Here is a 26,349-nt window from a genome sequence, read left to right as displayed (position 1 = left end):
GTCTCCCCGTGACTGACACCACCTCAGACCCCGGCACACTGCCCCGACGGGACACTGTCCGGCTGCCGACCCTGGTCTCCCTCATCGTCGGATCCTGCGTCGGCGCGGGCATCTTCGCCCTGCCGCAGAACATCTCCGCGGTAGCCTCGCCGGGTGCCGCGGTCATCGGCTGGCTGATCACCGGTATCGGTATGTTGTGCGTGGCCTTCGTCTTCCAGGCGTTGGCGCAGCGCAAGCCGAACCTGGACTCCGGGGTGTACAGCTACGTGCGGGGCGGTCTCGGCGACTTCGTCGGGTTCGCCTCCGGCTGGGGGTACTGGCTGGGCAGCATCATCGCCCAGGTCGGCTACGCCACCCTGTTCTTCGGCTCGCTCGGCCACTTCCTCCCCCTCTTCGCCGACGGCCAGTCACTCGTCCAGGCGTTCTTCGTGTCGGGACTGAACTGGGTGATCTTCCTGGCACTGTCACGGGGAGTACGCCAGGCAGCCGTCCTGAACGTCGTCACGACCGCGGCGAAACTCCTGCCGATTCTCGCGTTCCTCGGGATCCTGGTCTTCGCCGGGTTCCACACCGAGATCTTCACCGCCGACTTCTGGGGGTCGGCGAACACCTTCGGCGACAACGCCGATGAGGCAGCCAGCCTGTCCGACCAGGTCAAGGGCATGATGTTGTTCACGGTGTGGGCATTCATCGGTGTGGAGGGCGCATCCACGTACTCACGCCGGGCACGCCGCCGCAAGGACGTCTCGATGGCGACTCTGCTGGGCTTCCTCACCGTCTTCCTGCTGCTGGTCATGGTCAGTTTCCTGTCCTACGGGGTGGCGCCCCGCGAAGAACTCGCCGCGATGGGTGACAACTCCATGGCGGAGGTCCTCGAGATCGTCGTCGGCCCCTGGGGCGCCGGGCTGGTCTCCATCGGCCTGTGCATCTCCGTGCTGGGCGCCTACGTCTCCTGGCAGATGCTGTGCGCCGAGCCGATCACCCTGATGGCGCAGGACGGTCTGCTCCCCCGCAAGCTGGGGTACGTCAACGGTCGTGGTGCCCCGGTCGTCGCCCAGCTGTTCTCGGCGATCGTGATCCAGCTGTTCATCGTGATCTTCTACCTCAACGAGTCCGCCTACACCACGATGGTCCAGCTGGCGACGTCGCTGTACCTGATCCCCTACCTGTTCTCGGCGCTGTACCTGATCTTCCTGTGCACCCGGGGTGAAGGAATATCCCACCCGGATGCCGGCACGAAGTTCGACCTCTCCGGCCCGACGGTGGGAGGCTCGACCAACCGTCGGCACCTGCTGATCGGTGTCCTGGCGTTCGTGTACTCCCTGTGGCTGTTCTACGCCGCGGACGTGAAGTACGTCCTGATGGGCATGGTGCTGATCGTCCCGGGCATGGTGGCCTACATCGTCACGCGCCGCCGCGCCGGCGGACGCGTGTTCAACGCCTTCGAATGGGTCATAGCCGTCGGCGTCACCGTGGCGGCGGTCATTGCGGTGGTGCTGATCGTCCAGGGGACGCTGAGCCTGTAGGAGCCACTCGCTCGCAGGCGCATATATAATACATGCATGACCGTCTCGCTCCAGATTCGCGACGTCCCGGAAGACACCCGCGACCGCATCGCCGAACAGGCGCGACGGCAGGGGAAGAGTGTCCAGGCGTATCTCCTGGAGTTGATCGAGCGTGAAGCCAGGTTCAGCGACAACCCCGCGATCTTCGATCGCACTGCGCACCTTCCGCCGCACACATGAGACTCACGGACGAACGCCCCCGGAGAATTCCTCCGGCCAGAGGGCAGTTAACATTCGCACTCCATAAGGTGCTTAACATGCCAAAACGCCAGGTCAGATTTTCTGAAGTTGATGATGGAGTGCGATATCTGACACAGCAGTGCCGGCGACAACCTCAGTGAAGAACCAGCGGCCCGCTCAGCGCTTCGGGTCGTCCGGCGATCCCGACGACCCGGACGACGAGGATCCCCGCCCCCGGCGGCGACGCTGCTCCCACAGCACCACAGCGGTGGAGCGTGGGACGTGGACGATCTCGCCGCGGCGACCACCCCGCGCCGCCTGACCGGAGTTCTGCTCGGCGTTTGCTAGCCTCAACTGCAGCACGTCCACCTCGTCCTTCAGATCCCGGACCTGGTTCTGGAGGTCGATGATCGCCTTGATCCCGGCGAGGTTCACCCCCTCGTCGTGGCTGAGCCGCTGGATCTCCAGCAGCTGCTCGATGTCGTCACGGGAATAGCGGCGACCGCCGCCGCTGGTCCGCTCGGGTGAGACCAGCCCCAACCTGTCATAGGTGCGCAGGGTCTGTGCGTGCATCCCCGTGATCTCCGCGGCGACGGAGATCACGAACACCTCCCGGGATTCGCCCGGAACGTCTCCGTTCCTGTCACTCATCTTCAATCACCAGCTGTCTGTCAGTTGCCGGACCAGCCCGCACGGGGGTCGAAACCGGTTCGTTTCTCTTCCTCAGCGTAGTGACGCAACGCACTCGCCGCGCCCTCGTCGAGATTCTTCGGCACCGCGACCTTCACCGTCACCAGCAGGTCACCGGACGCACCGTTGCGCTTGGTGACACCGCGGCCACGGATACGCAGCGTCGTCCCGTCCGCGGTTCCCGCCGGGATCTTCACCCGCACGCGGGTGTCCAGCGTCGGCACAGTGACCGCCCCACCGAGCGCGAGTTCGGTGAAGCTGACCGGCACGGTCATCTTCAGGTCGTCACCGTTGCGGGTGAAGAGGTCATCGGGCCGGACGTGAACGGTGACGAACAGGTCACCGGCGGGACGCCCGCGCTCGCCCGCCTCACCCTGGCCGGCGAGGCGGACCTTCTGTCCGTCGACGACACCGGCGGGCACGCGCACGGTGATCGTCCGGGTGCGGGTGATCCGGCCGGTCCCCGAGCAGTCGTGGCACGGGTCCTCGATCCGGGTGCCGGTGCCGTTGCAGTCGGAGCAGGGGCGGGAGAAGCCGAACGCACCACGGTTCTCCGACACCACACCGGTCCCGGAACAGGTGCCGCACCGGGAGCTCGACGTCCCCGGAGTCGCACCGGAGCCGTGGCAGGTCGTACATGCTGCCGGGCTGGTCAGACGGATCGGGACGGTGACACCCTTGGTCGCCTCGCGGAAGTCCAGGGTGATCTCCGTCTCGACGTCCGCACCACGGGTCCGTCGCTGGGTGCGGGTGCCGGACCCGCGGGAACCGCCGCCGAACATGTCGCCGAAGACGTCACTGAAACCTCCACCGGCACCGCCACCACCACCGGCACGGTTGAAGAGGTCCCCCAGGTCGAAACCGTCGAAACCGCCGGCGCCTCCAGGGCGGCCAGTGCCCCCGGCACCGCCGGGCGCGCCTCCGAACCCACCGAAACCGCCGCCCGGAGCACCGTAGCCACCGCTGGCGACCATCTGCTTCAGTTCGTCGTACTCGGCGCGCTTGTCCTTGTCACCGAGTACCGAGTAGGCCTCCGAGGCGGTCTTGAACCGGTTCTCGGCCGCGGTGTCCCCCGGGTGTGCGTCGGGGTGGTTCTCCCGCGCGATCTTGCGGTAGGCCTTCTTGATTTCGTCGGCCTCCGCGGTGGACGACACGCCGAGGTCGGCGTAGTAGTCCTTGTCGATCCACTCCTTCTGGGCCACCTGGTTCCTCTCTTCCTGAACAGTCCCGGTTGTGCCGGGGTCTCCGGTCTTCTGCTGTGTCTCCGGGGGCCGCAGCCACTGGCCGCAGAGCCCGGAACCCTCTCATGAAACTTGAGCCTATCACGCTAAGGTCTATCTCCTGTAACGCACGTCGAGCGGCAGACATTCCCGGCTGTTAGGGTAGGTTCCCATGTTCTCCAGAGACGGTCGGAAGCGGCCCACCCCACGGCGGGTCGTCGACCCGGAGGCACCCGACGCGATGTTCCCCCACCTCCCCCGCCAGCGCGCTGACCTGCTGCGGGAGGAGACGATGCGGTACCTCCACGCCGAGGGGTTCGACACCACCTGGCGCCCGGACGGGTACATCGTCGCCACACCCGCCCCCGAGGAGGATCGGGAGGATCGGGAAGAGGGGGAGGACAGGAAGACGGAGCAGGACGCCCGGCCCCCGCAGCCCCGCCGACTCATCGGCCTGGACAACCTCTCCCTCCAGATCGCCGCAGCGCCACATGCACCGGTGTCCGAGATCATCGAGTTGATCCGGTACTTCCTGGCCACGGTGCTCACCGAGATCGACGTCGACGCACTGCCGGACGCCGATTTCCTCCGGCACCTTCACGTGCGGCTCACCGCACACAGCGCCCTCGACGCCGCGTCCGGCGCGGTGGACGACGCCTCCCGCGATTTCACCGGCGACCTGCACGTCTCCCTCGTCCTGGACACGCCGGACGCCATCATGACGCTCAACGACGAGGCACTCGCCGCCCACGGCACCGCGACCCGGGAGCAACTCGCCGACCTCTACCGCGTCGGGTACCGCAACACCTGGCAGGAGCTCCACGACGCCACCGTCGACGTCAACGAGGTCCACGGCGATGTACACGGTGACGCCCCCGGCGCACACTTCCACGTCGTGGAGTCCGACTCCTTCTTCCTCGCCAGCGCCCCGCTGTTCCTCGATGAACTGCTGCCCCGCTGGCTCCCCGACCTGGATACCTCCGCCGGGGTGATGGTCGCCGTGCCACACCGTCACCTGATGCTCGTCCGGGAGGTCACCACCGGACAGGACCTGCTCGACGGGATCAACACCATGACCTCGGTCGCGCTCGCCCAGCTCACCACCAACCCCGGCCCGCTCACCGCCCGGCTCCACCTCGCGCACGACGGCGACGTGCGCGTCTTCACCGACATCACCACCGGCGAGGACGGCCAGAGAATCCTCGAGGTCGACCCCGACAACTACCTGCTGTCCCGGCTCGAGAGCGAGAACTGACCACGGTGAAGAAGAAGGCGAACACCGGACGTGTATCCGGCGGGCTCAGTCGGCGGGCTTTCCTCATCGGTGGCGGTGTCGGCGTCCTCGGGGCGGGTGCCGTCCTCGGTGGCGGGGCACTGCTCCGCAGCCGCGACGAGGACGACGGGTCGGACGGGCTCCCCCGTGCCGTCGATCCCGGCCCGCTGCAGCTGCAGGTCGGCGGGGACGACCATCCTGGACGCGTCACCGTCCTGACCACGACAGGGCGCCGTCTGGTCCATTTCGACGGGTACCGGTTGACCACCTCCACCGGCACCCGCGGCGCCACCGTCGACGACCCCGGCAACGGCCGTCCCGGTTCCGGCCCCGTCCGCATCAACTTCGAGGTCACCGATCCGGACTACACCGCCTCGGTCACCTACCGTGCCGACGGGGGCCGGGTCACCGCCGACTGGGAGTTCACCGCTCCGGGCGACGGCCTTGATTCCGCGGGACGGGCGCTGCTGCGCGGCGGACGGGTCTACCGCACCCTCGTGGACGCCCGTGACACCTCCGAACTCCACGTCCCCGCCAGCCGGTGGGTGCGCGACTCCCGCGGCGGAGTGCCGGTCCAGGAGCGTGTCGCCGAACTCAACTTCATCGACTGGGACATGCCGGACAGCGAGGGGGGCGACGGTGACGAAGCTGACGACGGTGCAGCCCGGCTCTACGGCTGTATCACCACCGCCACCAGCACCTCCCGTAGCGACACGATGCTGCACGCCGCACCGTCCCGCGACGACGACGGTGTCTGGCGCTCCCGTATCGAGTTCCGCGCCGACACGACCGTCGGTACGGCCCGCAGTCTCGTCGACGACGGACGGACACTGCTCGCCGGCGCCGTGCTCGGGAGCACGGGACTGCCCGACCCCACCGTCGACATCACCAGTGCAGCCACCTACAACGTCGTCGCCGGAAGTGGCCCGCGAACCTTCACCGTCGGTCTCGCCGGACGGTCCGCACAGTCCACGCAGTCCCGATCCAGCACGAGTATCGAGGTCATCGCCCGTGACTTCGACGGCACCGAGATCCACCGTTCCCACCATGAGGTGGCCGTCCCGCGGGACGGTGACTCCGCTGACTCCGCCGGCTCCGCCGCTTACGTCGACACCGACGTCACCATCAACCTGCCCGGTCCCCGGTCCTGGTGCTCCATCGAGGCCACCAGCGCCGACTCCTTCGCCCGCACCGCCGCCGCCGTCTGGCCCGACCATGACTTCGGGCCGTCCGACCAGTCCATCATCGGACTCGGCGGCTTCGCCTCCACACCGTCCCCCGGCAGCGCACAGAGTCCTGGGCTGGAGTCACGCAGTGCAGAACGCGCCCTGTGGCGTCGTCTCGGTGTCCGGCACCTGCGTAACCCCTGGCTGACCGCCGAGGAATCCAGTGAACTCGGCATCAGCACCGCCGCACAGCCCGGAGGATCGCCCGGTAAGTTCGATGACGCCTCCGGTGGTGAGAGTTTCAGCGAGTGGGCGGAGAAAGCTCTCGACCGCGGGGAGAACGCCGGTGCCGCGCACTACGAACTCCTCAACGAATGGAGTCTCGCCGGCGCCGACACCGTGGAGCTCGCCACCGAGTACACCGACCAGTGGCTCATCCCCTTCCGCGCCGAGATGGACCGTCGGGGCACCGACGCCAAACTGCTCGCCATGCCCCTGGCGGGATGGGACGCCCAGTTCCTCGACACCATCCGCGACCGCGACGGCTGGAAACTGCTCGACGGCATCGCCGAACACGCCGGCCGTGGCAACTACGTGCCCGACTACGACGGCGGGAAATGGAACTTCCTCGGGCAGGTGCGCACCGCCCGCGCCTATCTCGACGGCCATACCACCGACGCCGACTCGCCCACCGAGTTGTGGCTCACCGAGACCTACGCCTGCACCCGCCCCAACGCCTGGTGGTACGACGACGAACGCACCGCCGCAGACTCCGTCCTGCTGACCCTCATGCTCGCGAAGGCGGAAGGGGTCAGCGGGGTGCACTGGTTCCAACTCGCCGACGGACTCTGGCACGACAAGTACGGCGTGAACCCCACCGAATCCGAGTACCACTACGGACTCCTGCACGCGGACCGCTCACCCAAACCGTCTCTCCCCGCCTTCGCGTTCGCCGCGGAGATGCTCGACGGTGCGGAGTTCCTCGGCTGGATCGAGTCCCCTCACCCCGACCTGCGGGGTTTACGGTTCACCCGTGACGGTTCGGCGTTCTGGGTGCTCTGGAGCAGGCAGGACGGCTACCTCAACAACGCCGCCCACGGCACCGACAGCTACTTCCCGCACCCCGAACCGTGGATCCCGCCCGAGGGATCGTCCCTGCAGGTCACGGTCCCCGGTGCGACCCGGTGCCAGGACGTGCTCGGCCGCGACCTCGACACCGACGGCGAGAGCGTCACCGTGACCGGTTCCCCGGTGGTGGTGACCGGGGACTCCGGGGATCTCGGCGCCGGGCTCCCCGGCCCCGACGTCGTCACCGGGGAAATGAGTGTCGCCCTGACCGACGTCACCGCCCGCCGCGGCGACAGCCCCGGCACGCTCGTCGTCGAGGGCGTCAACGACACCGGGGGACGACTCGGCATCCGGATCATGGGACGGCAGGTCCGCGGTGTCATCAACGAGACCTCACTGGTCGTCGCCGAGGGCAGGTTCACCGAGACCGTGGAGATGGGTGATGCCATGCCGGAGGGTACGGAGGGCACGGAGGGCACGGACTCTCCGTCCGACAGTGCAGCCGCGGCCGGCGGGGCCGTCGGCGCAGGGTCCGGGCGTCCCCAGGTCCGGATCATGGCGCAGCGTCGTGAGAAGGTCACCGCCTCCGCTGCCGAGGAACAGGCCTACCGGGCGGAGTACTACCGCACTGTGTGACCGGCCGATAATGTAGACAGGCATGTTCTTCCGAAACGGCAGGAAACGCCGCGCCACACGGCGGGACTCCGACCCCACCGCGCCGGACGGGATGTTCCCCCACCTTCCGCGTCACCGAGCCGACTTCCTGCGTCAACAGACCCTGCGCCTGCTCGACGACGAGGGCTACGACACCACCCTGCGCCCTGACGCCGTCATCGAGGCCCGGTACGTCGCTCCGCCCGAGCACCCCTCAGATTCCCCGGAACCGGCGACGCTGTTCATCAGCCTGGAGACCCTCTCGCTGCAGTTCGCCGATACGGGAGCCCACGCCAACCTCTCTGAACTCCTCGAACTGATCCGCAGCCACATCCACGCCGTCACCACCGGCACCGGTGAGTCTCCCCGTCACTCCCTCGCAGACCTGCCCGACGCCGACTTCCTGCGACAACTCCGTATCCGGCTCGCGACGACAGAGACGCTCGCCGCCATGTCGGGCACCGTCGACGACGCCTCCCGGGAGTTCACCGGTGACCTCCACGTCTGCCTGGTGCTCGACACACCGGACACGGTGATGGTGCTCGATGACGACGCGCTGGCCGCCCACGGTTCGGCGACCACCGAGGAACTCAGCGACCTGTACCGGGTCGGTTACCGCAACACCTGGCAGGAACTGGTCGACTGCCACGTCAGTGTGACGCCGGTCCAGGAGATCGTGCGGGGAACTGCTCAGGGGGAGGTCCTGGAGGCCGACACCGCAGCACGGTTCTGGACGGTGGAGTCTGACTCGTTCTTCCTGTCCAGCGCAACCCTGTTCCTCGACGACCTGCTCCCCCGGTGGCTTCCCGACCTCGACCTGACCCACGGTGTCCTCGTCGCGACTCCCCACCGCCACCTGCTGCTGATCCGCGAGGTCAGCACCGGCCAGGACCTGCTGAACGGTATCAAGGCCATGAGTACCGAGGCCCTGACCCAGCACCGGAGCAATCCGGGTCCGCTCAGCGCCCGACTGCACCTCTGGCACGAGGGTGAGACCACCGCCTTCACCGACATCTCCACCAATGCTGACGGGCAGCAGGTCGTCGCGATCCACCCGGACGCCTATCTCGCGTCACGCATCGAGTCCTGAACTGCTGAAAAAGTCTCCGCCCGTGCACGCTGTCCGGGGAACAGCGCACGGGCGGAGACGTATTCGGGGAGACTCCGGGATGGGGGAGTCGGCTAGCGGTCTGCGATGACCACCATGGCGGTGCGCAGCACGCGGTCGCCCAGGCGGTAGCCCCTGCGCAGGACGGTGCCGACGGCCTTGTCGTCGCCACTGGAGGTGTCCTGCACAGCCTCGTGCTTCGACGGGTCGAACTCATCGCCCTCGGCGCCGAAGGTCTCGACCTTCAGACCGTTGAGCACGGAGTCCAGCTTGTCGGCCACGGCCTTGAGCGGACCGTTGAGGTCACCGTGCTGCTCAGCGAGATCCAGGTCGTCCCGGATCGGCAGCAGGGAGGCGGCGACGTCCGCCTTCGCTGCCTCACCGATGCCCACCCGGTCCCGCTCGGTACGGCGACGGTAGTTCGCGTACTCGGCGCTGACCCGTTGAAGGTCGGCGGTGCGCTCGGCGAGCTGGGCCTCCGCGTCGGAGAGTTCGCCGGAACCGTCGATGTCGGCGTCCGCGGTCTCGGGGACCCCGTCCTCGACATCACCGGCAAGCGCCTCGGTGGTCTCCTCGGCAGCTTCCTCGGCCTCGACGGTCTCGGCGTCGACCGCACCGTCAGCAGCTTCGGCGTCGATGACTGCGTCCTCTTCCGGGGTGGTCTCGGCCAGGTCCGGCGAGGTGTACTCCTCGTCGGTCACGTCCGGGTCACCGGGGTTGTCGGGCATGGTCACTTGGAATCATCTCCGGACTTGTTGTCGTCCTCGTCAACGACCTCGGCGTCGACGACGTCGTCGTCAGCGGCACCCTCGCCGGCACCTTCGCCACCTTCAGCGTTGGCGGCCTCGGCCTCGTAGATGGCCTTACCCATCTCCTGGCTCTCGGCGGACAGCTTCTCGACGGCGTCCTTGATCGCTTCGATGTCGTCGCCCTTCAGCGCCTCGTCGACGGCGGTCGCAGCGTCCTCGACCTTGGTCTTGGTCTCCTCGGAGACCTTGTCCTCGCTGTCGGAGAGGAACTTGCGGGTCTGGTAGGCCATCGACTCGGCGGAGTTACGGACCTCCTGCTCCTCGCGACGCTTCTTGTCCTCGTCGGCGTGGGCCTCGGCGTCCTTGACCATCTGGTCGATCTCCTCCTGCGTCAGGCCGGAGCCGTCCTGGATGGTGATCGAGGTTTCCTTGCCGGTGCCCTTGTCCTTGGCGGTGACGTGCACGATGCCGTTGGCGTCGATGTCGAAGGTGACCTCGATCTGCGGCACGCCACGCGGAGCGGGGGCGATGCCACCGAGCTCGAAGGAGCCGAGCAGCTTGTTCTGCTGAGCCATCTCGCGCTCACCCTGGAAGACCTGGATCTGCACGGAGGGCTGGGAGTCCTCGGCAGTGGTGAAGGTCTCCGACCGCTTGGTCGGGATGGTGGTGTTGCGCTCGATGAGCTTGGTCATCACGCCACCCTTGGTCTCGATACCGAGGGACAGCGGGGTGACGTCGAGCAGCAGGACGTCCTTGACGTCTCCGCGCAGCACACCTGCCTGCAGGGCGGCGCCGACGGCGACGACCTCGTCCGGGTTGACACCCTTGTTCGGCTCCTTACCGCCGGTCAGTTCCTTGACCAGGTCGGAGACGGCGGGCATGCGGGTCGAACCACCGACGAGCACCACGTGGTCGATGTCGGCGACCTTGAAGTCGGCGTCCTTCAGGACGGACTCGAAGGGCTTCTTCGTCCGGTCAAGCAGGTCCTGGGTGATGCGCTGGAACTCGGTACGCGACAGCGTCTCGTCGAGGAACAGCGGATTCTTGTCCTGGTCGACGGTGATGTACGGCAGGTTGATGCTGGCCTGCTGGGAGCTGGACAGCTCGATCTTGGCCTTCTCCGCCGCCTCACGCAGACGCTGCAGGGCCATCTTGTCCTTGGACAGGTCAACACCGTTGGCGGTCTTGAACTTCTCGACGAGCCAGTCGACGATGCGCTGGTCCCAGTCGTCGCCGCCGAGGGAGTTGTCGCCGGAGGTGGCACGCACTTCGACGACGCCGTCGCCGATCTCCAGCAGGGAGACGTCGAAGGTACCGCCACCGAGGTCGAAGACCAGGATGGTCTGCTCCTTGTCGCCCTTCTCCAGGCCGTAGGCCAGGGCAGCGGCGGTCGGCTCGTTGACGATACGCAGGACGTTCATGCCGGCGATCTGGCCGGCGTCCTTGGTGGCCTGACGCTGTGCGTCGTTGAAGTAGGCCGGCACGGTGATGACGGCGTCGGTGACGTCCTCACCGAGGTAGGACTCGGCGTCCCTCTTGAGCTTCTGGAGGGTACGGGCGGAGATTTCCTGGGCGGTGTACTTCTTGCCGTCGATCTCGCCGGTGGTCCAGCTGTCGTCGCCGATGTGGCGCTTGACGGAGCGGATGGTGCGGTCGACGTTGGTGACCGCCTGGTTCTTCGCGGACTGTCCGACGAGCACCTCACCGTTCTTGGCGAAGGCGACGATCGACGGGGTGGTCCGGGCGCCCTCGGAGTTGGCGATGACGGTGGCCTCGCCACCTTCCAGCACGCTGACGACCGAGTTGGTGGTTCCCAGGTCGATTCCGACTGCACGTCCCATGTTGACTTCCTCCTGCTGTTCTTGAGCTTGTTAAGTGAGCCGCGCTCAAGTCTGCACCTGCCGTTCCGAGGTGTCAACCTGAGTTGAGTGCTTGCGACTCAATGTCTGACATCCTGTACAACTCACGGCGCGTCAAAGTTGTTCCCGGTTCACTCAACTTTTTTTCGGAGCTTTCTCCGGAGCTTTCTGGAGCGCAGCGCACTCCCCTAGAATCAACCTCCATGAGCCTGCAGATGCGCCTCCTCGCCGCCCTCCCCGGACGATCCGGACGGTCATCCTGGTCCTCTGCGGAGAAAGTGCGCGACCTCATGGGACGAGCACATCCGTCCGCTCCCGTGCCCCATGAGCTCTACCAGGTCAACCACGTGGTCACGGACACAGTCACCACCGCGGACGGCGAGTTCACCACGCACAGTCTCGTGCCCGCCACCGACGACCCGCGGGACACACCGCTGGACATCTGCATCTACGTCCACGGCGGCGGTTACGTCCACGGCCTGAGCACCGCCCACTGGAACTTCATCAGCGACATCGCCGGGGCCGGGATGAAGGTCATCGTCCCCGACTACGGGCTGGCACCGGAGTACGAGGCCACCGCCGCCGCCCGACTGCTTGACACGGTGCTCGACCGCGCCGTCGCCGAAGCCGACGCATCAGGTCTGGGTGTCCGACTCGCCGCCGACTCCGCCGGTGCCGGCCTCGCACTGGGCTGGATGCTCGACCGGACCGACAGGAGCAACCGGACCAGCAGAATCGACCGGGTCGTCCTCAGCTCCCCCTGGCTCGACGCGACCTGCAGCAGCCCCGGCACCGACGAACTCGCCGCCGAGGACCCCTGGCTGCACCCGGACGGACTCCGCATCGCAGGGGAGGCGTGGGGACGGCTCGTCGGCGTCGATTCGGTGCTGGTCAGCCCGCTGAAGGCGTCGGATGCGGCCCTCGCGTCCCTGCCGCCCGTGCATATCTGGAGCGGCACACGGGACGTGCTGCACGCCGACGCGACACTCCTCGCCCGACGTAGCGGATGCGGCATGACCGTTGTCGACGGTGCGCTCCACAACTTCCCGTTGCTGCGCACACCAGAGGGGAGAACCACACGCGGTGAGATCATCTCCCGACTCGCGGAGTGAGCAGGACGACACGTCCGACGTCGCCGCGGATTAGTGTGATAGTCCTCGGGGGCTAGAATAGACCGGACCGTTCCGTGCGCCGGTGCCATACAGCACGGCGCAGAACCGTGTGACGAGACGAAGAGACCAGATGAGCAACCCCTCAGACCCCCACCGCCACCATGGCGATGACCTCCCGCGCGATACTGACGCGTTCGAGGACACCGAGTTCTCCATGGGTTCCAAGGACGCCACGGCGGGAGCCGACGGCAGTTCCACGGGAGCACCGGCGGGCAGCTCCGGCGGCCTCGACGGGGCCGAGGGATACGACGCCGAGGTCGACTCCTCCGGCGACACACACGGCACCACCGGGCCCGACGGTGACCGGGAGGTCATCGACGCCGAATCGACAGAGGTGACCGACGACGGGGAACCGCTGGGCTCCGCCCGCGATCCTGAGGTCACCGGCATCATCCCGATCGTCAACGACGACCGCATTTCCGAACACGAGCAGAAGCTCAGCGAAAGCAAGGAAGATACCGCCACCACCGTCATCCCGACCGCCGGCGCCTCCGAGGCAGTCGGCGCTGACGCCGGTGCCAGCGCAGGTGCAGGTGGAGACGGAGCCTCCTCGGCGTCCACCCCCGCCACCGGTGGTGGAGGGGATTCCGACGGCCCACCGCCGGGCAACGGCTCGCATCCCTGGTTCGCACGGTTCCCCACGTGGGGTTGGATCCTCGTCATCGGGCTGGGACTGTCCGTCATCGGCGCAGCCACGGCTGTCGCACTGATGCGCACCGGCGACGGTGAAGAGCGGCATTCCCCCTACTCCAGCGTCGTCCCCAGTTACCATCGCCCAGAGGCCTGGGATTCGAACAAGTCGATCCCCACCGCAGAGCCCGACAACAGCGCGGGCAGCGACTACTACTACGAGCCGGAGTACAACGAGCCCGAGGAGTACACCCCCGCCACCCCGGAGGAGTCGGAGGAGTCCGCCCCCTCCTCCCAGTCACCGGCCCCGAGTGAGCAGAACCCCGGTAACGGCGGGAACAGTGGAAACAGTGGAAACAGTGGAAACTCCGGCAACAACGGCAACGGTGGGAACAACGGCGGTAACGGCAACACCGGCGGCGGCAACCAGACCACCCCGGGTGGCGGGACTGGCGGCGACGGTAACAACGGCGGCGGCAACGGCACCGGCGGCAACAACGGCGGCAATACCGGTGGTAACGAAGGCGGCACCGAGGGCGGTGACACCGGACCCGGAACCGGTGAAGGAGACGGCGCCGGGGAGTGACCACCCGAATCAGGGTTGACCTACACGGTTGATTCCGGCGAGTTCGGACGGTCGACTGTCACGGCGGCAGGGCGACTGGCACAATTGCTGGAATGAGCACTGAAGAAAAGAACGCGCAGGAGCCCGACGGTCACGGTGGTCATAGCGGACTCGCCGGGCACAGCGCGCCCCGGCAGCCACGCCCGTTGGACCAGTCGACGAAGCTCCAGAACGTCCTCTACGAGATCCGCGGCCCGGTCAACTCCGAGGCCGAGCGGATGGAGGCGGACGGTCACCGCATCCTCAAGCTCAACACCGGCAACCCTGCAGCCTTCGGCTTCGACGCCCCCGACACGATCGTGCAGGACATGATCGCCGCCCTGCCGTACGCGCAGGGGTACTCCCAGTCGAAGGGCATCCCCTCCGCCCGTCGTGCGATCGTCGCCCGGTACGAGGTCGTCCCGGACTTCCCGGCGTTCGACATGGACGACGTGTTCATCGGGAACGGCGTCTCCGAGCTGATCACCATGACCACCCAGGCCCTGCTCAACGACGGCGACGAGGTGCTCATCCCTGCGCCGGACTACCCGTTGTGGACGGCGGCGACCACCCTGTCCGGCGGGAAGCCGGTGCACTACCTCTGCGACGAGGAAGACGACTGGGCCCCGTCGATCGAGGACATCGAGTCGAAGATCACCGAGCGCACCAAGGCGATCGTGATCATCAACCCGAACAACCCCACGGGCGCGGTGTACAGCCGCGAGGTCGTGCAGAAGATCGTCGACATCGCCCGCGAACATTCCCTGCTGCTGCTGTCCGACGAGATCTACGACAAGATCCTCTACGACGACGCCGTGCACGTGAATACTGCGTCGCTGGCCCCCGACCTGCTCTGCATTACCTTCAACGGCCTGTCCAAGGCCTACCGGGTCGCCGGCTACCGGGCCGGGTGGGCGGTGATCACAGGGCCGAAGGAACACGCGAAGGGCTTCATCGAGGGGCTGACGTTGCTGGCGTCGACCCGTCTGTGCGCCAATGTTCCCGCCCAGTACGGCATCCAGGTCGCGCTGTCGGGGCGGCAGTCGATCGACGACCTCGTCCTGCCGGGAGGACGGCTGCTGGAGCAGCGCAACACCGCGTACACGAAGCTGAACGAGATCCCCGGCATCAGTGTGGTCAAACCGATGGGCGCGTTGTACGCCTTCCCGAAGATCGACCCCGAGGTCCATGAGATCCACGACGACGAGCAGTTCATGTTCGACCTGCTGCGTTCCGAGAAGATCCAGATGGTGCAGGGCACAGGCATGAACTGGCCGTCCCCCGACCACTTCCGCGTGGTCACCCTGCCGTGGAAGCAGGACCTCGCCGAGGCGATCGACCGGCTGGGGAACTTCCTGTCCTCCTACAGGCAGTAGGACGCCCCTGACGTGAACGCCAGTTCCCGGACGCCTCACCGTCCCCGCCGGCTGCTCTCCTTCCTCCGGACCCGTCGGCTCACGCAGCTGGGCGTGATCGAGACGGTCCTGGCCGCGGCCCTCACCCTGTTCGAGCTGCTGGAGATCCCGGACACCGTTCCTGTCGGCACGGCCGTGGTCGCCTGCCTGACACTGGTGCTCGTCGGCGGTGCCGCGAAATTCCCCGTCGCCGCCTCGATGCTCTCGCTCCTGCTCGTCCTGGCGACGTTCGTCTTCGACGACGTCGTACCCGTGTACTCCATCTTCTTCACCATGCTCATCGTGGAGATCGTGACTGCCAGTGGGCAGATCCTGCTCGGCGGGTCTCTGGCGTTCACGCACTGGGTCCTGTCCGCGGTCGACGCCCAGGACATGTCACTGACCACCGATGTGGCGGCACTGACCATCGTCGCCCTGGTCCTCGTCGCGGCCTACATGATCGGTTGGTCACGGGCGAACCACGGCCGCCAACGCGAGAAGCTCCGGCGCTCTCTCGCCGCCCAGGAGCGTCAGCAACGCCTGGAACTCGCCCGCGAACTGCACGACTCTGTCGCCACGTCCTTGACCAGTGTGGTGATGCAGGCCCAGGCTCTCACCCTGCTCCCGCCGGACGGTGGAACGAACCACCGTCAGGGGCTCGAGCACATCTCGGAGTCGTCGAGAGAGGCCCTGTCCAACCTGCGCACGATGCTGCAACTGCTCAACGAGAATCCGACCCGCGCCTGTTTCCGGACCCGGGTCGCCGGCCCACCCCTCGACGTCGCCGTCGCCAGGGCGGCACAGGAACTCGAGGCACACTCGCTGAAGGTGTGCTCGACCATCGACCTGCCACCGGATGTCACCGCGATGGTGAATGCGCCCGACCCCGGAGAGATGCATGACGCCTCGGCGGGCCCCTGGATCGACCGGGATACCGCGGTCAAGGTGCTCACCGAGATGACGTCGAATGCGGCGAAGCACGCCCTCCCTCACTCGACGGTCTACCTGGGCTGCCACGTGCAGGACGACGACGTCGTGATCACCATGACCAACCCTGTCCACTCTCGCGACGGGGTGATCCGGGACGACGTGCTGTCCAGCGGGATGGGTCTGGACTCCATGCGGACGAGGGCCGCGAAGGCCGGGGGTACGGTGGAGGCTGGCGTGGCCACCCCCAGTGAGCGAACGGGCAGCGTGACGCCTGAGGGCACGGCGACGGTGGGGGGATCGGACGCCCTCTTCTGGCGTACCACCCTCCGACTGCCTATAGTTGTTATCAAATCTTGATAATCACCCCTCACGCCAATCCTAGGAGCACCTATGTCAATTTTGCCTGCTCACGGCCGTCGTCTTCTCCTGGCGGCCACCACTGTCGCGCTCACTGCAGGGCTGTCGACCGGGGTCTCCTCCGCGGAGTCCGTCACGACGAACGCCTCTGGATCATCGCCGGCCCCGTCGTCCGTCTCCGCGCCCCTCTCATCCTCCTGGGTCGACTCCAAACGGTCGATCTCCGACATCTTCAGCTGCAAGTACCAGCCCAACCTTCCGTGGTGCCGTAAACGCTGAGAGACTCCACCAGCACCCTGCCTGATATGCCCTCTCCCCGTGTCCGCCTGCTGATCGTGGACGATGATCCTCTCGTCCTTTCTTCCCTACGCCTCTACTTCGGATCGCCTGCAGGTGAGCCCATCGAGGTGGCGGGCGAAGCATCCACCGGTCCCGAAGCGCTCGAGATCCTGACGAACTGCGCCGGGGACACCCCCGTTGACGTCGTCCTGGCCGACATCCACCTGCCCGGTATGGACGGTGTGGAGTTGCTCAACCACGTCCGCGCACTCCCGGATCCCCCGGTGTTCGTGGCGATGACAGCGCTCGACGAGGAGGAGACGATGCTCTCGGTGCTCGCGCAGGGCGGTCGGGGCTACATTCTCAAGAGTTCGCGTCCCGAGTTCATCATCGACACCGTGCTCGCCACCGCCAGCGGCGGAACTGTGGTCAGTCCACAACCGGCATCGAACCTGGTGCGGCATCTCACGCCGGAGGTGCACGAAGCCCGTCCTTCAACCGCACCGGAACCGCCACTGGGCCGGACGGTGTCACCGGAGCTGCCCCGTCTTTCCGCCTCGGAGGAGAAGATCCTGTCGCTGCTGTGCATCGGCCTGTCCAATGCCGAGATCAGCCGGAAGACCGGACGATCGTCGAGCATGGTGAAGAAGCAGGTCTCCCAGCTGCTCGGCAAGTTCGGTGCGTCCACCCGCGTGCAGCTCGCGGTGTTGGCGGTCGAGGCTGGCTTCCGTCCCGACGACGTCCGGTAACCCCAGGGCGGTGTGCGGGCTAATATCCGTCCTATGACGTCCCACCACCGCCCACGGGGCCGTATCGCTACCGCACCTGCCGCGCTGATCCTTGCCGTGTTCCTGGGGACCGCAGGAGCAGCGCCCGCAACAGCAGGGGCCGCATTCCCTGACCCCGGGCAGCCTGGTGTGGAGGGCAGGACCGGCAGCATCGTCAGGGTCGACGATCTTCCCGAGGAGCTCGTTCTCACCCACGCCTCCCGCGGGTGGGTGTTCGAGTACACGACGTCCGGTCCCGACGGTGGGGCGGCGACCAGCCTCGGCACCCTCTACCTGCCCGACGGCCCCGCGCCGGACGGCGGATGGCCGGTCGTCGCCTACGGCCACGGTACCCAGGGATTAGGAGACAAGAACGTCAGTTACACCGGATGGGTCGGTGAGGGGAATTCCGGTGACCAGTATCTCGCCGAATGGCTGGATGCCGGATTCGCTGTCGCCGCCCCTGAGTACGTGGGGCTGGGCACCGACGGGGTCCACCCGTACCTGAACACGCACAGTGCCGGGGCTGCGATGATCGACGTTGTGCGGGCGGCGAACACTATCACCTCCGACGTCTCCACCACGTTCGTCACCAACGGGTACTCCCAGGGGGGTCATGCGTCAGTGGCCGCCGCATCGATGGTCAGTGATTACGCCCCCGAACTCCATCTCGCCGCCGCCACTGCTGGTGGCGTCCCTGCCGGTGTCGCCGACGAAATCACCAGGGTTGCGCCGTGGATGCAGATCAGCCAACCCGACCTGATGACGTACGTCGGATACGTGCTGGCTGGTTTCCGCGCCGCCGATCCCGACTTCCCCCTCGACGACTACCTCACTGACAGAGGACGGGAGATCGTCAACTCCGCCGAAGAACTCAACTACTTTGAGATGGCAGAAGAAATCGGCTCCACCACCCTCGGTGACATGGTCACGAAACCGCTCTCGGACGGACCACTCCGCGGTGCGCTTGTCCGCCATCTCAACCTCCCGACCTCCGGGTGGGATGCACCCGTCTTCATCTACCAGCAGGCATTCGACACCGTTTCACCGATGCCGTACACGAATAACCTCGTGGGGAAGGCCAGAGCGAACGGCCAGGACGTGACCTACCGGGTGGACAGGGATCCCGCCGGGCACGCCGGATGGACGGACGGCCTGCCCCAGGCCCTGGATTTCGCCACAGGAGCGACAGCGAAGACAGCGGCGCCATCGGTACCATCACGCCAGTGACCCCCCAGCGACACCGCACCGCGTTCCCATGGATCTTTAATCCTCGGTTCGTAGATTGAATGTCAGCGCCTTCGGAGGCCACTGAGACACCGAGATCACGGTGGTCACCGGAGCCAACGCACGTGAACCGACCGTCGCAACGACGGCACCCGGCGAAAGGACCCGTATACGGCAGCTGAGCATTCTCCTCTTGAAACGTCACGCCCCCGCCCCCGGCAGCAGCGATGCTCGCCGGGCGAGGTGTGTGTGGAGAGTCTGCTCTGCCCGGTCACCGACCACCGTCGTCGGACGGGGGACGACGCGAACCGCCCCTCAGCTCTCCTGCCCGGGCTACTTCCGGAAGTTCAGGTAGGCCTTCGACGGCGTCGGCCCGCGCTGGCCCTGGTACTTCGAGCCCAACGGGCCGGAACCGTAAGGTGCCTCGGCCGGGCTGGAGAGGTTGAACAATGCGAGCTGTCCGATCTTCATGCCCGGGTAGAGGGCGATCGGCAGGTTCGCCGTATTCGACAGTTCCAGGGTGATGTGACCGGTGAACCCCGGGTCCACGAAGCCGGCCGTCGAGTGGGTGAGGAGCCCGAGACGCCCCAGCGAGGACTTGCCCTCCAGACGTGCGGCGAGGTTGTCCGGCACCGTCACCAACTCCAGCGTGGACCCGAGGACAAACTCGCCGGGGTGCAGAATGAACGCCTCGGCGGCGACGCCACCGTCGCTGACGGCGGTTCCGTCCTCACCGGTTCCGTCGCCGACCTCGACGAGGGTGGTGAGATCCTCCTGCGGCAGGCGCGGATCAATGTGTGTGTAACGGGAGTTGTTGAACACCCGGAAGTACCGGTCGAGACGCACGTCGATACTCGACGGCTGGATCAGGGTCGGGTCGAACGGGTCCAGGGCGAGGTCACCTGAACCGAGGGCTGCGCGGATGTCTCGATCGGAAAGAAGCACGTCACTTACCCTAGCGGACCAGCTGCCACCCCGTTGTCTCACCCCGCCGCTGGACTGTGTTAAAGTCATCGGCAGTGCGAAAGCGCGACCGCCGAAGCACAAGCGCCGATGTAGTTCAATGGTAGAACATCAGCTTCCCAAGCTGAATACGCGGGTTCGATTCCCGTCATCGGCTCCACAGCAGTTCAGAGGGCACCTCCGGAAAGTCCGGAGGTGCCCTCTAACTTATCGCCGGGGGCACGGAGCCCCGCTACGCCTCCCCCACCAGCCGTTCCCACAGCGCCGGGTCGAACGTCGTGGGCGACACATGGACCATGTGCCGCACCGCATTGTCCAGTTTCGCCCGCCACACCCGCAGCGCACCGTCGACGTTGCCCGACAACAGGGCATTGAGGATGTACCGGTCGTCCCCCACGATGCGCTGCACCGCAGGGGTGTAGTCCAACTGCAGCACCGAGATGAACATGCGCAACCGCAGGGTGAGCGCATGGAAGACGCGGGACGACTGCGGCAGACCACTGGCATCGGCCAGCGTCTGCTGGAAATGCAGGTCCGCCTGGTCCACGTCGGACGCCGAACCGTGCTCCGCGGCAGCCACCACCGCCCGCAGTGCCAGCTGCGGGGCCAACATCTGCTGGCGGGATCGCCCCGAGCACGCACGCAGCAGGACGCGCCCGACCTGCAGTCGCGCCGCATACAGGTCAATGATGTCGCTGCCGGTAACCAGTGGAAGCGCGAACGTCCCCCCGGTCGCGGTGAGCAGCCCGTCATCCACCAGACGTCGCATGGCCGACCGCACTGCCGACCGCGGGATCTCCAGGTGGTTCGCCAAGCGGGTACTCGTCACCCGGTCGCCGGGACGGAATCCGGCGTTCATGATCTCCTTGCGCAGGGCGATGGCGATCTGCTCGGTGACCGATATTTCATTCTGAAGATGTCTCGGTGTCGCCTCCGTCCGGGCGTTGGAGGGCGGGGGATACTCCGCAAGAGATAAGTAATTCGAGTCAAAATCCGGGTCATTTTTCGTCCGACGGCCCCCGGCAGTACCTCCCCGGGTACGTTCCCACTGCAACCCGTGCAGCCCGTGCCCGACGGCGACGGACAACTGCGCCAGCAGGTCGCCGGGGATCGCATCCACAGTCGGAACACACGCGTCCAGGACCGCGGAGAGTTGACCGAGGAAGCCGTCCCAACTCTGACCGCCCGGCTCCCACATAACGCGGACAACCCCGGCCGGCAGGCTCTCATCACCGGCATCGAACGTCGCCTGACTCTGCGGCCACCCCGACACACCCGCCACCCGCAGCGCAGCCATCAACGACGTCGCACGGCGCTCCGACGCCTGCCGCTCACCACTACGGACACCGTCCTGAGCAGCCTCACCATCGCCCTCACCCACACCATCGCGTTCCTCGAAAAGCAGGGTCACGCGCGGGTACTCGACCCGGAAACCGACGATCCACAAGTCACCGGAGGTCGGCACCACCACCGCCGTCGTGTCATCCGAGCCCGCCCGGATCCGGCGCATCGCACGACTGACCACCGGCTGACTCAGCCCCGTCATCAACGCGATGCGGCGGGTGGAGTAGTCACGGCCACCGACCCGCGGCCCCGCCGTCGCCAGAACACCGGCGACGACCTCGTCCGCCACCTCCTGAACCCGGGGCCTCCCCCGGGGCGGCGACGTCTCCTGAATCTCAGCGGGGGAACCGGTACCCATAAGCACATCCTGCCACACCTTCACCGCCGTTTACCGATTTTTGACTCAAAGTGTCTCTCCTGCCGTAACTGGCACTGCCGACGATGGGGGCGATACGCCGATACTCGACCAGTATCAGTGGCAGCACAGGCACGTCACCATGAACAACATCGATCAAGAAAGCATCCGAGGAGGACAACCATGACGACCGCGAAACCCGCAGCTGACAAGGGAACGACCACCACGACAGGCTCCCAGGCGAGCGCAGCAGCCGGAAGCACCGGTGTCTCCGCCGACCACCTCGGATCCCTCGCCGACGCCGCCGTCGCCAAGGTCACCGCCTGGCTCAACGCGAGCAAGAACTCGAAGGTCAAGGCGAACCCGTCCGCCGAGCGTCTTTCCGCGGTCCTCTCGGACCCCAACGGCCTCGACTTCACCGTCGGCTTCGTCGACCGTGTCGTCCGCACCGAGGACCAGCGCGCCGCCGGTCGCGCACTCTCCGAGCTCGGCGCCATCATGCCCGACACGCTCAGCGCCCTGGACAAGGCCCAGATCAAGATGGGCTCCGCTCTGGCTCCTGTCATCCCACAGGTCGTGGTGCCTGCCGCCCGCCAGCGTATCCGCTCGATGGTCGGCCACATGATCGTCGACGCCCGCGACAACAAGCTCGGTAAGGCCGTCGCCGAGCTCACCGCCGGTGGCCACCGCCTCAACATCAACCTCCTCGGCGAGGCCGTGCTCGGCGAGAAGGAAGCCGACCACCACCTCGAAGAGACCCGCCGCCTGCTCGCCCGCGAGGACGTCGACTACGTCTCGATCAAGGCGTCCTCCATCGCCTCCCGGATCAGCCTCTGGGGCTTCGACGAGACCGTCGACTACATCGTCGAGCGTCTGACCCCGCTCTACATCGAAGCCGCCCGCGCCCCCGAGGGCTCCAAGTTCATCAACCTGGACATGGAGGAGTACCGCGACCTCGCCCTGACCATCGCCGTCTTCCGTCGCCTGCTCAGCCTGCCGGAGACGAAGAACCTCGAGGCGGGCATCGTCCTGCAGGCCTACCTGCCCGACGCCCTCGGCGCGATCCAGGAGCTCTCCGCCTTCGCCGACCAGCGCGTCGCCGACGGTGGCGCCGGCATCAAGGTCCGCCTGGTCAAGGGCGCCAACCTGGCCATGGAGACCGTGCACGCGGAGGTCGCCGACTGGCCCGTCACCACCTGCGGCTCGAAGCAGGCCACCGACGCCAACTACAAGCTCGTCCTGGACTGGACGATGCACCCCGAGAACATGCGCGGCTGCGCCTCGGTGTCGCCGGACACAACCTCTTCGACATCGCCTTCGCCCACCTGCTCTCCGTCAAGCGCGGCGTGACCGACCGCGTCGAGTTCGAGATGCTGCAGGGAATGGCCACCGAGCAGGCCGACGCCGTGAGCTCCGACGTGGGACAGCTGCTGCTCTACGTCCCGGCCGTGCGCCCCCAGGAGTTCGACGTCGCCATCTCCTACCTGGTGCGTCGTCTCGAGGAGAACGCCGCCAGCGCCAACTTCATGTCCGGCATCTTCGACCTGGAACCCGGCAACGACATCTTCCGGCGCGAGGAGGCCCGCTTCCGTTCGTCCCTCGGTGACCTGTCCGAGATCCTCGGCGCCGACGGCTACACCGCCCCGCTGCCGAACCACCGCCAGGACCGCGGCGCCGAGGTCGAGCCGTCCTCCGACGAACTCGCCGCGTCCTACACCGACGGCCTCCCGGTCTTCGACAACGAACCCGACACCGACCCGTCCCTGCCTGCGAACCAGCAGTGGGCCGTGGACGCCATCGCCACCTCGGCCAAGGACGGTTGGCTGGATGCCCAGACCGCCCCGGAGATCGTCGCCGACGAGCAGATCGACTCCCTGGTCACCTCCACCCGCGACGCCTCCGCCGAATGGGCCGCCCTGCCCGCCGCCGAACGCGCCGCCATCCTCTACCGCACCGCGGACCTGCTCGCCGCCCGACGCGGCCACCTGATCTCCATCGCCGCCGCCGAGGTCGGCAAGGCCGTCTCCCAGGCGGACACCGAGATCTCCGAGGCCATCGACTTCGCCCGCTACTACGCGCACTACGCACTGGAGCTCGAGGAGGTCAACAACGCCCGCTTCACCCCGGACAAGGTCGTCCTCGTCACCCCGCCGTGGAACTTCCCGCTGGCCATCCCCGCCGGCTCCACCTTCGCCGCCCTCGCCGCAGGTGCCGCGGTGATCCACAAGCCGTCGAAGCCCACCCCGCACTGCTCCATGGCCATCCTGGACGCATTGTGGGACGCCGGCGTGCCACGCGAGGTCCTCCGCGGCGTCTACCCCGCCGACCGCACGGCCGGACGCACCCTCGTCAGCCACCCGTCGGTGGACCGCGTGATCCTCACCGGTGCCTCCGAGACCGCCGCGATGTTCGAGTCCTGGCGTCCCGAGCTCAAGATCAACGCCGAGACGTCCGGCAAGAACGGCATCATCGTCACCCCCGCCGCCGACCGCGACCTCGCCGTGGCCGACATGGTGTACTCCGCCTTCGGCCACGCCGGCCAGAAATGCTCGGCCGCCTCCCTGGGCATCCTCGTCGGCAGCGTGTACTCCTCCGAGCGCTTCCGTCGTCAGCTCGTCGACGCCGCGTCGTCGATGATCATCGACTGGCCCACCAACATGCGCGCCGACATGGGCCCGCTCACCGAGCTGCCCAGCGACAAACTCGAGCGCGCCCTGACCACCCTGGAGGACGGTGAAAGCTGGCTGCTCAAGCCGCGCCAGCTCGACGACTCCGGTCGACTGTGGTCCCCCGGCATCAAGGACGGCGTGAAGCCCGGCTCGTTCTTCCACCTCACCGAGGTCTTCGGCCCCGTCCTGGGCCTGATGAAGGCCGAGAACCTGGACGAGGCCATCACCCTGCAGAACGCCACCGACTTCGGTCTGACCGGCGGTATCCAGAGCCTGGACCCCGCCGAGGTCCGTACCTGGGTGGAGCGCATCGAGGTCGGTAACGCCTACGTCAACCGCGGCATCACCGGCGCGATCGTGCAGCGCCAGTCCTTCGGCGGCTGGAAGCAGTCCTCCGTGGGTCTGGGTTCCAAGGCCGGTGGCCCGAACTACGTGATGCTCATGGGCAACTGGTCCGACGACACCACCGCACCCGCATCCTCCTCGGCTGCTACCCCCACCGGGTCCGGCCCCGTCGACGGGTACATCGCCGAGCTGCAGCGCAACGGTGCCCTGTCCGACGCCGACGCCGCATGGCTCGCTGAGGCGGCCCGCTCCGACATCGCCGCCTGGGAGGCCGAGTTCGGTACCCCTCGGGACGTCACCGGCCTGACCGCCGAGGCGAACATCTTCCGTTACCGCCCCGCCCACATGGTGCTGCGGATCAGCGCGGACGCCCGCCCCGTCGAGGTCGCCCGGGCTGTCCTCGCCGCCCACCGCGCCGGATCCCCGGTGCGGGTGGTCGTCGACCCCGCCGTGAGCTCCGAGGTCTCCGACGTGCTGGCCGCCTCGGTGCGTCTCGGCGTCGGCGGACAGCCGACCCCCGTCGTCACGGCAGACGACGACTCCTTCGCCACCCGCCTGTCGGCCGGTGTGCTGGACGACGGCGTCGGTGCCCGGGTGCGTGTGATCGGCACGCGGAACCCGGAGACGCTGGAGAAGCTGGCGGACCGTCCCGAGGTGTGCCTGCTCAACGACGAGGTCACCGCGTCCGGACGGGTCGAGCTGCGCCTGTGGCTCAAGGAGCAGGCCGTGTCCATGACGCTGCACCGCTTCGGTAACCCGAGCACCGAGTTCCACGCGCTCGCCGACGAGATCCGGCGCGGGTAGACCGTTGCGTCACCGGCCCGGGGGCTGATCCCTGGCTTACCCCCGGTCCGCGCACTTTTCGCACCCCAGAAGCAGCTTCTCCAAAGCTGACCTGGGGCTTTTTCAGAATAAGCTGATTATGGGGTGCGATGACCGACCAGATGACCGACCGACGGTCGCGCCATTGCGCCGTCGACACCACCGCACCACCACACCACCGCGGAATAGCCGCCCGGACATCCGCGTTGAACAGGCAGTGAACATCGATATCTGGTCTGACGTCGCCTGCCCCTGGTGCTATATCGGCAAGCGCCGGTTCGAGTCCGCCCTCGCAGCCTTCCCGCACCGTGACGACGTGACAGTCACCTGGCACTCTTACCAGCTCGACCCGTCGCTGCCGGAGCATGACGACCGCTCCGAGGCCGAGTATCTCGCCGCCTCCAAGGGAATGCCGGTCGACCAGGTCCGGCAGATGTTCGGCCACGTGACCGAACAGGCCGCCGCAGAGGGACTGGACTACGACTTCGACACTCTGGTCGTCGCCAACTCCATGAAGGCCCACCAGCTGATCCAGCTGGCGAAGGAATCAGAGGAGAAGGCCGCCACCGGCGCCACCGACACCGTGGACACCGTGGAGGAGGCCCTGTTCCGGGCCCACTTCGAGGACGGTGAGGACATCGGTTCGACGGACGTCCTGACGCGCATCGGCGTCGCCGCAGGGTTGGACGCCGACGACATCGCCGCCGAGCTGCAGAGCGGATCATGGATCCCCGCCGTGGAGGCGGACGTCCGACGGGCTGCGTCCCTCGGACTGAACTCCGTCCCCACCTTCGTACTCGACATGGAGCTCGCCGTGCCCGGCGCGCAACCGGTCGAGGTGTTCAGCCGCGCGCTGGAACAGCAATGGGAACGCTCGCACCCCGCACCGACCTCCCTCCCGACTGTCTCCGGTGCCCGGGACGACGCATCCTGCGGCCCGGACGGCTGCCAGCTGTAGC

General features: G+C 67.1%; 19 protein-coding genes, 1 tRNA gene and 1 pseudogene. 15 read left to right on the top strand and 6 right to left on the bottom strand.

Annotation, left to right across the window (positions count from 1 at the left end):
- Window positions 1-8 precede the first annotated feature (8 nt).
- Window positions 9-1,526, top strand: a complete 1,518-nt coding sequence (locus BJF89_RS10745; RefSeq protein ID WP_075814732.1) for an amino acid permease — start codon at window positions 9-11, stop codon at window positions 1,524-1,526.
- Window positions 1,527-1,562: 36 nt separating this feature from the next.
- Window positions 1,563-1,745, top strand: a complete 183-nt coding sequence (locus BJF89_RS10740; RefSeq protein WP_075814730.1) for a hypothetical protein — start codon at window positions 1,563-1,565, stop codon at window positions 1,743-1,745.
- 177 nt (window positions 1,746-1,922) lie between these two features.
- On the opposite strand, the gene BJF89_RS10735 is transcribed toward BJF89_RS10740, so the two are convergent.
- A complete protein-coding gene (locus BJF89_RS10735) occupies window positions 1,923-2,396 on the bottom strand; it encodes a heat shock protein transcriptional repressor HspR (protein ID WP_075814728.1) in 474 nt (157 codons plus the stop codon).
- Between the two features lie 20 nt (window positions 2,397-2,416).
- The gene (gene dnaJ / locus BJF89_RS10730) at window positions 2,417-3,637 is read right to left on the bottom strand and encodes a molecular chaperone DnaJ (RefSeq protein WP_075814726.1); all 1,221 of its coding nucleotides are present in this window, start codon (window positions 3,635-3,637) and stop codon (window positions 2,417-2,419) included.
- Between the two features lie 190 nt (window positions 3,638-3,827).
- On the opposite strand from dnaJ, the gene BJF89_RS10725 reads away from it, so the two are divergent.
- The 3 genes from BJF89_RS10725 to BJF89_RS10715 are packed head-to-tail and all read left to right on the top strand — an operon-like array spanning window position 3,828 to window position 8,906.
- A complete protein-coding gene (locus tag BJF89_RS10725; RefSeq protein ID WP_075814724.1) occupies window positions 3,828-4,910 on the top strand; it encodes a hypothetical protein in 1,083 nt (360 codons plus the stop codon).
- A 5-nt stretch (window positions 4,911-4,915) separates the two neighbouring features.
- Window positions 4,916-7,798, top strand: a complete 2,883-nt coding sequence (locus BJF89_RS10720) for a hypothetical protein (protein ID WP_075814722.1) — start codon at window positions 4,916-4,918, stop codon at window positions 7,796-7,798.
- Between the two features lie 22 nt (window positions 7,799-7,820).
- Window positions 7,821-8,906 carry a hypothetical protein gene (locus tag BJF89_RS10715; protein ID WP_075814720.1) on the top strand — a complete coding sequence of 362 codons (1,086 nt, stop codon included), beginning with the start codon at window positions 7,821-7,823 and terminating at the stop codon, window positions 8,904-8,906.
- 92 nt (window positions 8,907-8,998) lie between these two features.
- Here BJF89_RS10715 and grpE read toward each other — a convergent pair whose 3' ends face one another.
- Both grpE and dnaK read right to left on the bottom strand, forming a co-directional pair.
- Window positions 8,999-9,652, bottom strand: coding sequence for a nucleotide exchange factor GrpE (grpE, locus tag BJF89_RS10710; protein ID WP_075814975.1), 654 nt, complete (start codon window positions 9,650-9,652; stop codon window positions 8,999-9,001).
- A 2-nt stretch (window positions 9,653-9,654) separates the two neighbouring features.
- The gene (dnaK, locus tag BJF89_RS10705) at window positions 9,655-11,514 is read right to left on the bottom strand and encodes a molecular chaperone DnaK (RefSeq protein ID WP_075814718.1); all 1,860 of its coding nucleotides are present in this window, start codon (window positions 11,512-11,514) and stop codon (window positions 9,655-9,657) included.
- A 221-nt stretch (window positions 11,515-11,735) separates the two neighbouring features.
- Here dnaK and BJF89_RS10700 point away from each other — a divergent pair, with 221 nt between their 5' ends.
- The 7 genes from BJF89_RS10700 to BJF89_RS10670 all read left to right on the top strand — a co-directional run bounded on the left by BJF89_RS10700 (window position 11,736) and on the right by BJF89_RS10670 (window position 18,895).
- A complete protein-coding gene (locus tag BJF89_RS10700; protein WP_255372600.1) occupies window positions 11,736-12,644 on the top strand; it encodes an alpha/beta hydrolase fold domain-containing protein in 909 nt (302 codons plus the stop codon).
- Between the two features lie 130 nt (window positions 12,645-12,774).
- A complete protein-coding gene (locus BJF89_RS10695) occupies window positions 12,775-13,920 on the top strand; it encodes a hypothetical protein (protein ID WP_075814714.1) in 1,146 nt (381 codons plus the stop codon).
- Between the two features lie 92 nt (window positions 13,921-14,012).
- Window positions 14,013-15,314: a pyridoxal phosphate-dependent aminotransferase gene (locus tag BJF89_RS10690; protein ID WP_083650656.1), complete on the top strand. Its 1,302-nt coding sequence runs from the start codon at window positions 14,013-14,015 to the stop codon at window positions 15,312-15,314.
- Between the two features lie 12 nt (window positions 15,315-15,326).
- The gene (locus BJF89_RS10685) at window positions 15,327-16,619 is read left to right on the top strand and encodes a sensor histidine kinase (RefSeq protein WP_075814711.1); all 1,293 of its coding nucleotides are present in this window, start codon (window positions 15,327-15,329) and stop codon (window positions 16,617-16,619) included.
- A gap of 33 nt (window positions 16,620-16,652) precedes the next feature.
- Complete coding sequence (locus tag BJF89_RS18605) at window positions 16,653-16,898, top strand: hypothetical protein (RefSeq protein WP_139311991.1); 246 nt, start codon at window positions 16,653-16,655, stop codon at window positions 16,896-16,898.
- 26 nt (window positions 16,899-16,924) lie between these two features.
- On the top strand, window positions 16,925-17,647 hold the full coding sequence (locus BJF89_RS10675; RefSeq protein ID WP_075814707.1) for a response regulator transcription factor: 723 nt from the start codon (window positions 16,925-16,927) through the stop codon (window positions 17,645-17,647).
- A 33-nt stretch (window positions 17,648-17,680) separates the two neighbouring features.
- On the top strand, window positions 17,681-18,895 hold the full coding sequence (locus tag BJF89_RS10670) for a lipase family protein (protein WP_083650655.1): 1,215 nt from the start codon (window positions 17,681-17,683) through the stop codon (window positions 18,893-18,895).
- 330 nt (window positions 18,896-19,225) lie between these two features.
- Here the strand turns inward: BJF89_RS10670 and dcd are convergent, their stop codons facing one another.
- Window positions 19,226-19,837 (bottom strand): dCTP deaminase, encoded by a 612-nt coding sequence (dcd, locus tag BJF89_RS10665; RefSeq protein ID WP_075814703.1) that lies wholly within the window; start codon window positions 19,835-19,837, stop codon window positions 19,226-19,228.
- A gap of 104 nt (window positions 19,838-19,941) precedes the next feature.
- On the opposite strand from dcd, the gene BJF89_RS10660 reads away from it, so the two are divergent.
- Window positions 19,942-20,015: transfer RNA gene (locus tag BJF89_RS10660), tRNA-Gly, on the top strand.
- Between the two features lie 72 nt (window positions 20,016-20,087).
- Here BJF89_RS10660 and BJF89_RS10655 read toward each other — a convergent pair.
- Window positions 20,088-21,557, bottom strand: a complete 1,470-nt coding sequence (locus BJF89_RS10655; RefSeq protein WP_075814701.1) for a GntR family transcriptional regulator — start codon at window positions 21,555-21,557, stop codon at window positions 20,088-20,090.
- Window positions 21,558-21,737: 180 nt separating this feature from the next.
- On the opposite strand from BJF89_RS10655, the pseudogene BJF89_RS10650 reads away from it, so the two are divergent.
- Both BJF89_RS10650 and BJF89_RS10645 read left to right on the top strand, forming a co-directional pair.
- Window positions 21,738-25,372 (top strand): annotated as a pseudogene (locus BJF89_RS10650) (bifunctional proline dehydrogenase/L-glutamate gamma-semialdehyde dehydrogenase).
- Window positions 25,373-25,607: 235 nt separating this feature from the next.
- Window positions 25,608-26,348: a DsbA family oxidoreductase gene (locus BJF89_RS10645; RefSeq protein WP_075814699.1), complete on the top strand. Its 741-nt coding sequence runs from the start codon at window positions 25,608-25,610 to the stop codon at window positions 26,346-26,348.
- The last annotated feature ends 1 nt before the right edge of the window (window position 26,349 follow it).

The organism is Corynebacterium sp. CNJ-954 (assembly GCF_001942345.1).
Taxonomy (GTDB): Bacteria; Actinomycetota; Actinomycetes; order Mycobacteriales; family Mycobacteriaceae; genus Corynebacterium.
Note: the sequence above shows the minus strand (reverse complement) of the source record. Positions and strands in the feature narration are given on the sequence as shown.

What these genes read in the sequence shown, in the direction of transcription:
- BJF89_RS10725 (WP_075814724.1), top strand. Translation starts at nt 3,828, where the DNA reads ATGTTCTCCAGAGACGGTCGGAAGCGGCCCACCCCACGGCGGGTCGTC.
- BJF89_RS18605 (WP_139311991.1), top strand. Translation starts at nt 16,653, where the DNA reads ATGTCAATTTTGCCTGCTCACGGCCGTCGTCTTCTCCTGGCGGCCACC.
- BJF89_RS10655 (WP_075814701.1), bottom strand. Translation starts at nt 21,557, where the DNA reads ATGGGTACCGGTTCCCCCGCTGAGATTCAGGAGACGTCGCCGCCCCGG.
- BJF89_RS10670 (WP_083650655.1), top strand. Translation starts at nt 17,681, where the DNA reads ATGACGTCCCACCACCGCCCACGGGGCCGTATCGCTACCGCACCTGCC.
- BJF89_RS10690 (WP_083650656.1), top strand. Translation starts at nt 14,013, where the DNA reads ATGAGCACTGAAGAAAAGAACGCGCAGGAGCCCGACGGTCACGGTGGT.
- BJF89_RS10675 (WP_075814707.1), top strand. Translation starts at nt 16,925, where the DNA reads ATGCCCTCTCCCCGTGTCCGCCTGCTGATCGTGGACGATGATCCTCTC.
- dnaK (WP_075814718.1), bottom strand. Translation starts at nt 11,514, where the DNA reads ATGGGACGTGCAGTCGGAATCGACCTGGGAACCACCAACTCGGTCGTC.
- grpE (WP_075814975.1), bottom strand. Translation starts at nt 9,652, where the DNA reads ATGCCCGACAACCCCGGTGACCCGGACGTGACCGACGAGGAGTACACC.
- BJF89_RS10695 (WP_075814714.1), top strand. Translation starts at nt 12,775, where the DNA reads ATGAGCAACCCCTCAGACCCCCACCGCCACCATGGCGATGACCTCCCG.
- BJF89_RS10735 (WP_075814728.1), bottom strand. Translation starts at nt 2,396, where the DNA reads ATGAGTGACAGGAACGGAGACGTTCCGGGCGAATCCCGGGAGGTGTTC.
- BJF89_RS10740 (WP_075814730.1), top strand. Translation starts at nt 1,563, where the DNA reads ATGACCGTCTCGCTCCAGATTCGCGACGTCCCGGAAGACACCCGCGAC.
- BJF89_RS10700 (WP_255372600.1), top strand. Translation starts at nt 11,736, where the DNA reads ATGAGCCTGCAGATGCGCCTCCTCGCCGCCCTCCCCGGACGATCCGGA.
- BJF89_RS10715 (WP_075814720.1), top strand. Translation starts at nt 7,821, where the DNA reads ATGTTCTTCCGAAACGGCAGGAAACGCCGCGCCACACGGCGGGACTCC.